The sequence below is a fragment of the Micromonospora sp. MP36 genome (genome assembly GCF_008119785.1).
In the GTDB taxonomy this organism is placed as follows: Bacteria; Actinomycetota; Actinomycetes; order Mycobacteriales; family Micromonosporaceae; genus Micromonospora.
On record NZ_VSFA01000029.1, the window covers coordinates 1 to 8,356 of the forward strand.

At 73.1% G+C, this 8,356-nt stretch carries 5 protein-coding genes; 4 read left to right on the forward strand and 1 reads right to left on the reverse strand.

Features of this window, described 5'->3' with window-relative positions; genetic code table 11:
- Positions 1-73: 73 nt before the first annotated feature.
- Positions 74-337, reverse strand: coding sequence for a GlsB/YeaQ/YmgE family stress response membrane protein (locus FXF52_RS19975; RefSeq protein WP_148798767.1), 264 nt, complete (start codon positions 335-337; stop codon positions 74-76).
- 907 nt (positions 338-1,244) lie between these two features.
- On the opposite strand from FXF52_RS19975, the gene FXF52_RS19980 reads away from it, so the two are divergent.
- From FXF52_RS19980 to FXF52_RS19995, 4 genes are all read left to right on the forward strand, one after another.
- Entirely contained in the window at positions 1,245-3,686 is a 2,442-nt protein-coding gene (locus FXF52_RS19980; RefSeq protein ID WP_148798769.1) for a hypothetical protein, read from the forward strand.
- A 152-nt stretch (positions 3,687-3,838) separates the two neighbouring features.
- The gene (locus tag FXF52_RS19985) at positions 3,839-4,579 is read left to right on the forward strand and encodes a hypothetical protein (protein WP_148798771.1); all 741 of its coding nucleotides are present in this window, start codon (positions 3,839-3,841) and stop codon (positions 4,577-4,579) included.
- Between the two features lie 176 nt (positions 4,580-4,755).
- Complete coding sequence (locus tag FXF52_RS19990; protein ID WP_148798773.1) at positions 4,756-6,240, forward strand: MFS transporter; 1,485 nt, start codon at positions 4,756-4,758, stop codon at positions 6,238-6,240.
- Between the two features lie 268 nt (positions 6,241-6,508).
- Entirely contained in the window at positions 6,509-8,356 is a 1,848-nt protein-coding gene (locus FXF52_RS19995; RefSeq protein WP_148798775.1) for a 1-deoxy-D-xylulose-5-phosphate synthase, read from the forward strand.

Here is an 8,356-nt window from a genome sequence, read left to right on the forward strand (position 1 = left end):
GAGCTAGCTCTCCGCCGCGCCCAACACCGACGAACGCGGAGCCCCGCTGGCGGGCCGGCGGCGCTACGGTGATTCAGCGGCGGCGGTAGGAGTTGGACGCGATCGAGACGCCGATCGCGGCGAAGATGACCTGGAGGGCCAGCTCGATCCAGTCGATGCCCCAGGTCTCCGCCACGCCGAGCACCGTGGCGACGAGGGTGCCGAGGACCGCGGCGACCACGCCGATGAGCACCGTGAGCCAGATCGGGATGCTCTGCCTGCCGGGTACGACCAGTCGGCCCAACGCGCCGATGATCAGACCGACGATGATCGCGGAGAGGATGCCGGTGACTTCCACGAGAGACCTGCCTTCCGACGGAATGTCGCTGCCTCGATCATCGCCGGGGCTGGCAAGTCGCCACACCACCGGCCGTTCGAGGACGCTCGCCGGGAACGGGAGCGGTGCTGATCTGCTCGCTGGTGCTTCTCGTCGTCATCGCCGCGCGCCTCTACCCGCGCGTCGTGCGGTGACTCCGGATTGCCGGGGCACGGCTTGAGCGATCCCTTCTCGCGCCGCGACTCGGCGGGCGTCCATCCCGGACGTCCATCCGTACCGTCAATGAGAAGGCCCAGATCGTGGTCGGGGCCTTCCCACTGAGCAGCATTCGGTTGTCCCGCCGTTCTTGAGAAGTTCGCATAGATGTGACGGGCACCACGCCCGACTTTCCAAATATCGTGCGCCCATTCTCACCAATTGCCAGGCCGCAATCCCTTTCCCCGGGTCCGATCCGGCACCCACCTCGTCCGGGTGCCGCCCCGCATGTGTCGAATCGCCGCAGGCCGCAGCCGGTCGCCCCGGCCGGAAATCCTGTCGATAACAAATATCGCCAACTGCCGCCACCACAATTCCCGCCGGCGGGAACCGGCCGCGTCCGATGACCGACACCGCCACGGCTTTCCCAGTTGCTGCCAAGGTCGCACTGGCCTGCTATGAGTCGACGCACCGCTGTCCACGAAGCGGCCGCCGACCGCAGGAGGCGGCGTACGCCGCCGCCCGATCGGACGTTCGGACGGCTAGCGACCGCCATTCGGTCGGATGAGTCGGGATTGTCAACGGAATCTGTCCATTGTCTTCGGTCGACGTGTCACTAACCGGTCAAAGGCTTTACCGAAAGGCGCGCCGATATCAATGCTCACTCGGGGCCAAACAATGGCCCGGTCGACGCGGGCCCGACCACGGCCCAGCATCAGCGAGAGGAACACGAATGTTCAGCACGAAGGCCACCGGGCCCGCACGAACGGCGTTCGCCGTGCTCGTGTCGGGCGCGATGGTGGCACTCGCGGTCGGCACCGGTCCGGCGTATGCCGCGGACCCGAACGACGCCGCGAAGGCGCGTGCCACCCCCGCCTACCAGCCGGCGCGGGGCGAGACGTGTGGGCTGCGCCCGTCGGCGAGCAAGAGCCTCAAGGACGAGACGCTGAGCTGCCTCGGCGTCGAGGCCAAGCTGGACCGCACTCCCGCCGTGGGCGAGACCGCGACCCTCCGGGTCACCGTGCGCGGCCAGGGCAAGATCGGACCGAGCGAGATCAGCGTCACCCTGCCGGCCGAGCTGGAGTGGGTCCAGACGCCGGCCGAGTTCGGTGCCCAGGACCGCAAGAGCACCCTGCCCGAGCGGGCCGGCACGGTCTCCGTCGCCCGGACGACCCGCACGCTGCGCGCCGACGACCGCTTCGCGTTCAGCGGCGTGGTCCGCGCGGTCAAGGCGGGGCAGGTGCAGATCCAGGTGCGGGCCACCGCTCCGCACGGCAAGGACGTCCAGGCCGGTCAGGACGACGTCTTCCTGACCATCGGGGAGAAGCCCGGGGTGTCCCGGCTCGGCCACGCCACGCCGACCGGCGACAACGCCACCAAGCCCGTACCTACCGCGGCGCGCGCCCCGCGGTTGGCCGGGCAGAAGCCGCGCAGCGTCGGCGTGGACCGGGTTGCCGGCGAGGCGCGGGCGGAGGCCGCGGCCAAGGGCCTGACCGCGATCAGCCCGCAGGCGGCGTGCGACACCCGGGTGGCCGGGAACTGGAGCTACCAGGACCAGAACGGCAGCTGGCACAACCAGATGAACTTCCAGGTGCAGGTCTGGGACGACGACACCTTCGGCGACTCGCTGCTCGCCACCGGCGTGACCGACGCCAACGGCAACTACAACATCTGCTTCGACTCGCAGGTCGAGGGCTGGCCGGACAGCGGCACCGCGGACATCTACCTCCGCTTCATCAGCTCGAACTCGCTGTGGCGGGTGCAGCGTGGCGGCAACCCGCTGTCCTTCCAGACCGGCACGACCAACGACGTGCCCACCGGGAGCACGCTGAACCTCGGCTCGCTCACCGCCGCCGACGGCGCGCTGCAGCGCGGCCTGCACGCGTTCGACGCCGCGAACGACGCCTGGCTGTGGATCCCGAAGCCGAACAACCTCTGCTGGGACCAGGACGACACGAGCTGCCGGCAGGTGGTCATCAACTGGGCCCCGGACTCGACCGACGGCACCTACTACAACACCGGCGACAACCAGGTCCACCTCGCCGCCGACGACCCGAACGCGCCCGTCACGGTGGTGCACGAGATCGGCCACGCGGTGATGGACGACCTGTACAACGACAGCTTCCCGTCCGCGCCCAACTGCAGCCCGCACAGCATCACCGGCGCCAGCTCCGCGGGGTGCGCCTGGACCGAGGGTTGGGCCGAGTGGTTCCCGGCGACCGTCTACAACGATCCGTTCTACCGCTGGCCGAACGGCGCCTCGTTGAACCTGGAGAACGCGAGCTGGGGCAACGGCTGGGGCGAGGGTGACACGACCGAGGGCCGGATCGCCGGCGCCCTGATCGACATCACCGACTACGCCAACGAGGCGACCTGGGACCGGTACGGGGAAGGCCCGCTGAACATCTGGACCACCTCCCGACGGCACAACTCGGTGAACTTCGCGGACTTCTGGGCCCAGCGCGCCGCTGACGGGTTCAACGTGGCCGACTCCGGTGCCCTCGCCTCCGTCTACCAGAACACGATTGACTACCAGTTCCGGGACCCGCTGGGCAACTACGCCCCGCTCACCCGGCCGGCGCCGGTCCCGCCGCACAACTTCGGCTACTCGACCTCGTGGAACTACTGGTCGGTGGTCGCGCTGAAGCCCAACTCCGGCGACCTGGACCTGCAGCTGTGGGACGACCGGGGGCAGGGCGCCTACCTGGCCGGCAGCGCCCAGGGCGGGACCAACGTCGACTTCGTCGCGGTCGACTCCAACCGCCGGGCGCTGGGTGACTACTACCCGCGGGTGGTCAACTACTCCGGCGGCGGTGGCTACCGGATCGAACTCGCCCAGGGCGCCGCGGTCCTGAACGCCGGCAGCAGCACGATCACCATGGGCACGAACAACGTGGCCACGGTGCGGGACACCTACCTGACCGTCGGGGTGCCGGTCACCATCTCGGTGGCGACCACCAACACCGGCCAGGACGCGGAGCTGTTCGTGCTGGACAGCGACCCGGCCAACTCCGGCACCTGGATCCGCTCGCGGTCCAGCGCGGTGGCCGTCGCCACGAGCGGCGGGGCCGGTGCGACCGAGACGATCACCTTCACCCCCATCCGCAGCGCCTGGTACGGGGTCGTCGTGATCAACAAGGCGGGCTCCGGCAACTACACCCTCACCCGGTCCTGATCGTCGGGACCATTCCGGAACAACCGGTCCGGGGGCGCCGACCATGGCGTCCCCGGACCGCCGTCCGTCCCCGGCGCGCTCCGGCCCGGACGGAACCGGCGGCACCGTCGTGGCGTCCGACCGGCGTGACCGCGACCCGGGAGGGCGATCCGATGCACCGAGGCAGAACGCTGGCCCTGCTCGCCGTGCTCGCCGCAGCGGCGACAACCGCCGGCTGCGCCGGCCGGGGCGGCGGGGAACCGGAGCCGCCGACCGGTGGTGAGGCGCTGGTGCTGCGGCTGAGCGAACTGCCCGGCATGCTGGCGCCCGGTGGCGCCGCGGCCGTACCCCCGAGCTTCTCCCTGTTCGGTGACGGCCGGCTGATCAGCGTCGCCGCCGGGCCCTCCGGTGGCTGGCCGCAACTGCGCGAGGACCGGGTCCCGCCGGACGGCGTACGCGATCTGTTCCGCGACGCGGCCGCGCTGCCGGACCATGCGGCGGTCGACGGCCCGGACGCGCCGGTCGTCCGGGTCGTCGTCGGCGCGACCGGCGGGCCGCGCACGGTCACCCTCCCCCGCTCCGACCCGGCCGCCGCGCGGCTGCGGGCGGCGCTCGCCGGTTACGCCGCCGGGTCGCTGGTGCCGTACCGGCCGGCGGCCGTGGCGGTCGTCGCCACGCCCGCCGATCCCACGGAACCGGCCCGGCCCTGGCCGTTGCCGACGCTGGCCGGTGAGCCCCTGACGGGCACGGGAGCCGGCGCCAGCTGCCTGGTGCTGCGCGGCGCCGACCTGGAAACGGTCCGTCGGGAGACGGCCACGGCCGGTGCCGAGACGCGCTGGCGCAGCGCCGGTCGGGTGTGGCAGGTGGCACCACGCCCGCTGCTGCCCGACGAGACCGGCTGCGCGGACCTGTAGCCGCCACCCGGGTCGCTGATCCGCCGGCCGGGCGCGGTCAGTGCGCCCCGCCCGGGTCACCGGGGAGCGGCTTGTCATCCCGCCCGCTCGGGGAATGCGACACCGGCGGCCCGCCGGTCGGCCAGAGTCAGGGTGGGCACTCACCCGGGTGCCGGGCGGGGGCGGATCGAGCGATCATGGCGGGGCCGGCTGCGGGCAGCCACGACCGGCGCCCGGGCGGCGGGCCGGGGCGGGTGCTCACGCGCGCGGCAGTCCGGCTGCTCGGTGGCCCGGGCCGGATCCGGGTCGTGGTGCTGCTGGGCGGAGCGCTGGCGCTGAACAGTGCGGACACCGGCACACTCGGCGCGGCGGCGAACCAGTTGGAGACGGACCTCGGCATCAGCCACGCCCAGCTCGGCCTGCTGGCCACGGCCTCATCGGGCGTCGGCGCTGTCGCCTCCGTGCCGCTGGGCGTGCTCGCCGACCGGACCAACCGGGTCCGGCTGCTGGTGATCACCACAGCGCTGTGGGCCGCGGCCATGGCCGTCGGCGGCCTCGCGCCCAGCTACGGGTGGCTGCTGCTGTCCAGACTGCTGCTCGGCGCCGCCGTGGCCGCAGCCGGCCCCGTGGTGGTCTCGCTGACCGGCGACTTCATCCCACCCGCCGAGCGCGCGGGAGTGCTCGGCTGGATCCTCGCCGGCGAGCTCATCGGCGCCGGTGCCGGCCTGCTGGCCGGTGGCGAGATCGCGGCGGCGTACTCCTGGCGGTACGCGTTCTTCCTGCTCGCGGCGGCGAGCGCGGGCCTGTCGGTGGCGCTCTGGTGGCTGCTGCCCGAGCCCGCCCGGGGTGGCGCCAGCCGGCTGCCGCCCAGCGAGGACGCCGCCGAGCCGGGCCGCCGACCGGATTCCGGGCAGCAGCCCACCGGTCGGGCACAGGCGGCGGTGTCCGCGAGCGGGGTCGCGCCGGCGGGCGACCGGGTGCTGACCGGTGATCCGAACGGGTGGTCCCTGAGCCGGGCGGCCGCCTACCTGCTCTCGATCCCCACGAACCGGCTGCTGATCGTGGCCTCGTCGATGGGCTACTTCTTCTTCGCCGGCATGCGCACGTTCATCGTCGTCTTCGCCGTCCGGCACTTCGGCGTTCCGCAGACGACGCTGGGCGCCCTCGTGCCGCTCATCGGGGTGGTGGCGCTGGCCGGCACGGTGCTCGCCGGCCGGCTCACCGACCGGGCGCTGGCCCGCGGCCACACCGGCGTCCGGATCGTCGTGCCGGCCGTCGGCTACGTCGCCGCCGCGCTGCTGTTCGTGCCCGGGGTGTGGTCCAGCTCGGTGGTGGTGGCGCTCCCGCTGATCGCGCTCGGCGCCGGTGCGCTCGCGGTGGCCAACCCGCCGCTGGACGCTGCCCGGCTGGACATCGTTCCCGGCCGGCTGTGGGGGCGGGCGGAGAGCCTGCGGACCGTCCTGCGGCTGGCCGCCGAGGCGGCTGCCCCGGCCACCTTCGGCTGGCTGGCCGACCAGCTCGGCGGCCCGGCCGGGCGCTCCAGCGGCATCGGCCTGCGGAACGCGTTCCTGATCATGCTGATCCCGCTGGCGGCCAACGGCCTGATCATGATCGCCGCTCGCCGCAGCTATCCGGTCGACGTGGCCACCGCGGCGGAGTCGGACCGGACGTCGAACGGCTGATCGGGGCCCGGCGGGCGGAGGCCAGCGCGCTCTGAGCGAGGCATTAGAAGCGATTTCAAGCGGTAGGGGTGATCAGCATGGTTATGCTCGGTTTGCACATGTTCCAGGTGACTCCATCGCCCACGGCGCCACCCGCACCACCCACGGCCGGATCACCGCATCCGCAGGTGCAACGCCCCGCTGCCGGGGGGCGATCGACGCCCGGCCGGCCGCTGCCGACGGGGTTGTGGCCGCTGGGTTCGCGCACGACCGGCCGGACGGAGAGATGATGTCCCTGCTCGACACCGTCAACCAGCCCGACGACCTCAGGCGGCTCACCCACGACCAGCTCCGGCTGCTCGCCGGGGAGATCCGGACGTTCCTGGTCGAGGCGGTCTGCCGCCGTGGCGGGCACCTCGGCCCCAACCTCGGCATGGTCGAGCTGACCATCGCGCTGCACCGGGTGTTCCAATCCCCGCGCGACCGGATCATCTTCGACACCGGGCACCAGGCGTACGTCCACAAGCTGCTCACCGGCCGCCAGGCGGGGTTCGCCCAGCTGCGCGGGTCGGGCGGGCTGTCCGGCTATCCGCGGCGGGCCGAGTCGCCGCACGACCTGGTGGAGAACTCGCACGCCTCCACCGCGCTGTCCTACGCCACCGGGCTGTGCTGGGCGTACGCCCTGGACGGGCCCGACCGCACCGTGGTCGCGGTGATCGGCGACGGCGCCCTCACCGGTGGCCTGGCCTGGGAGGCCCTGAACAACCTGGCCGCGTCACCCGGCCGGGTGGTGGTCGTGCTCAACGACAACGGCCGCTCGTACGCGCCGACCGTGGGCGGCCTGGCCGCGCATCTCGCGTCGCTGCGCACCGGGTCACCGGACCGGCGCGATGGGTCAACGGCCGGCTCGGAGTTCTTCCAGGCGCTGGGCCTGAGCTACCTGGGCCCGATCGACGGGCACGACGTCGCCCGGCTCGAAGCGGCGCTGCGGCACGCCCAGGAGTCGGACCGGTCCGTCGTGGTGCACTGTGTCACCCACAAGGGGCACGGCCACCCGCCGGCCGAGGCCGACGAGGCCGACCGGCTGCACACGGTGGGTGTGGTCGACCCGGCCACCGGGCAGCCGACCGGTTCACCCGGCCGCACCTGGACGGACGTCTTCGCCGAGGAACTCGTCGCCATCGGCGGACAGCGCCCGGACCTGGTGGCGGTCTCCGCGGCGATGCTCGGCCCGACCGGACTCACCGGCTTCGCCGCGCGCTATCCCGAGCGGACCGTCGACGTGGGCATCGCCGAACAGCACGCCATCACGTCGGCGGCCGGGCTCGCGTTCGGCGGCAAACACCCGGTGGTGGCGGTCTACGCCACCTTCCTGAACCGGGCGTTCGACCAGGTCCTGCTCGATGTGGGGCTGCACCGGCTGCCGGTCACCCTGGTGCTCGACCGGGCCGGGATCACCGGCCCGGACGGGCCGAGCCATCACGGCATGTGGGATCTGGCCGTGCTCGGCACCGTGCCCGGCCTGCGGGTGGCCGCCCCACGCGACGCGGCCACGCTGCGCGAGGAACTGCGGGAGGCGGTCGACGAGCGCCGGGGACCCACGGTGCTGCGGTTCCCCAAGGCTCGCGTCGACCACGACATACCGCCGGTGGAGCGGATCGCCGGAGTGGACGTCCTGCGCCGGGCGGCGGGTGCGCAGGTGCTGCTGGTCGCCGTCGGGGCGATGGCCGGGCCGACGCTGCGGGCGGCGGACCTGCTGGCGGCGGGCGGCGTCGAGTGCACCGTGGTGGACCCCCGGTGGGTACGCCCGGTGAACCCGGAACTCGCCGTGCTGGCCGCCGACCACGCCCTGGTCGTCACCGTGGAGGACGGGGTCCGCGAGGGTGGGGTGGGCGGCGCCGTCGCCCAGAGCCTCGCCGACGCCGCCGTCGCCACGCCGGTGTGCGCCCTCGGCCTGCCGACGGCGTTCGTGCCGCACGGCGACCGGCCCGGCCTGCTCGCCGAATACGGCCTGGACCCCCACGGCATCTGCGCGGACGTGCTGCGCCGGCTGTCGTGGGTCGGCACCGGAAGCCGGGAGGCGTCGCGGCGGGTACGGGCGAGCGTCCACAGCCGGTTGACCCCGCTCGCCGGATGA